The sequence below is a fragment of the Escherichia sp. KCJ4928 genome, from assembly GCF_004352695.1.
Classification (GTDB): domain Bacteria; phylum Pseudomonadota; class Gammaproteobacteria; order Enterobacterales; family Enterobacteriaceae; genus ECMA0423.
In genome coordinates this window covers 1-1,838 of sequence record NZ_SJWV01000360.1, presented here as the reverse complement: position 1 = coordinate 1,838, position 1,838 = coordinate 1, and the positions used below count along the sequence as shown (strand labels likewise).

The 1,838-nt window shown below is 42.3% G+C and carries 2 protein-coding genes; one reads left to right on the top strand and one right to left on the bottom strand.

The window, feature by feature from the left end; translation table 11 throughout:
- Window positions 1-2 precede the first annotated feature (2 nt).
- Entirely contained in the window at window positions 3-1,346 is a 1,344-nt protein-coding gene (locus tag E0D98_RS23805; protein ID WP_131891205.1) for a GGDEF domain-containing protein, read from the top strand.
- 40 nt (window positions 1,347-1,386) lie between these two features.
- Here the strand turns inward: E0D98_RS23805 and E0D98_RS23800 are convergent.
- Window positions 1,387-1,838 (bottom strand): IS3 family transposase (locus E0D98_RS23800; protein ID WP_032226755.1); only part of this gene is annotated, 452 nt, incomplete at its 5' end.

Here is a 1,838-nt window from a genome sequence, read left to right as displayed (position 1 = left end):
ATTTGAGAATTAGTAGTACTGTATTAGTGAGCTTATTGTTTGGGCTTGCTTTGGTTTTGGTGAATAGTTGGTTTAATCAGCCAGGCGTTGAGGAAGTTGTTCCACGATCAACCTATCTGATGGTAATGATTGCTTTATTTTTTATCGATACTGTTGCATTTATTTTTATGCAGTTGTATTTCATTTATGACCGTAGGCAATTTTCAAACTGTATACTTAGTTTGGCTTTTCTGAGTTGTTTGATTTACTTTGTTAAAACCGTCATTATCATTCAGCAAATTATTGAGGGGCGTTTGACAAGCAGTGTTGTCCAAAATGACATTGCAATCTATTATTTGTTTCGTCAGATGAGTTTGTGCATATTAATATTTCTGGCATTGGTGAATAAAGTTAGTGAAAACACAAAACAGCGCAATTTATTTTCCAAAAAAATGACTTTGTGCATAAGTTTGTTTTTTGTTTTTGGGGGGCCGATAGTTGCTCACATACTTTCTAGTCATTATGAGAGCTACAATTTACACATTGCCGAGTTAACCAATGAAAATGGTCAGGTGGTTTGGAAAGCCTCATATGTTACCATAATGATTTTCATGTGGTTAACCTTGCTTTCGGTTAATCTATACTTTAATGGTTTACGCTATGATATCTGGAATGGAGTGACGGTGATTGCTTTTTGTGCCGTACTGTACAATATCTCTCTGTTATTTATGAGTAGGTATAGCGTGTCCACTTGGTATATTAGTCGCACTATTGAAGTAGTCAGTAAGTTAACCGTTATGGTAATATTTATGTGCCATATATTCAGTGCGCTACGAGTAACAAAGAACATTGCACATCGCGATCCCTTAACCAATATATTTAACAGAAATTATTTTTTTAATGAACTGACAGTTCAATCAGCATCAGCCAAAAAAACGCCTTATTGCGTCATGATTATGGATATCGACCACTTCAAAAAAGTCAACGACACCTGGGGGCATCCGGTTGGCGATCAGGTGATAAAAACAGTGGTGAATATCATTGGGAAAAGCATACGACCAGATGACCTTTTAGCGCGCGTCGGCGGCGAAGAGTTTGGCGTCTTGCTGACGGACATCGATACTGAACGTGCGAAAGCTTTAGCGGAAAGGATTCGGGAAAATGTTGAGCGTTTAACTGGCGATAATCCTGAATACGCTATACCACAAAAAGTGACGATTAGTATTGGCGCTGTTGTGACTCAGGAAAATGCGTTAAACCCGAATGAGATCTATCGACTGGCTGATAACGCACTTTACGAGGCGAAAGAGACCGGGCGTAATAAGGTGGTTGTGAGGGATGTGGTGAATTTTTGTGAGTCACCATAAAGCGGCATTTTGATCCTACCCACGTAATATGGACACAGGCCTAAGCGAGGTTCTTGTTTTCAAATTGTTCCGGACTGAGGCCGCCACACCAACTGTGCCGCCGCCACCGATTGTAATCACATTCGATATAATTAAACACCGTTGCCCGCATTATTTCCCGGCTGATAAAGTGTTCTCCATGGATACATTCCACTTTCAGCGAATGAAAGAAGCTTTCCACGCAGGCATTATCGTAGCAGCAACCTTTTGCGCTCATACTTCCACGCAGATTATGCCGCTTCAGTTGCGCCTGATAATCTGCTGAACAGTACTGGCCTCCACGGTCCGTGTGAACGATAACGTTCCGGGGCCTCTTACGCCGCCACAGCGCCATCTGCAGGGCATCGCAGGCCAGTTGCGCCGTCATGCGTGGCGACATTGACCAGCCAATAACGGCACGTGACCACAGGTCAATGACCACTGCCAGATACAGCCAGCCTTCATCTGTACGTA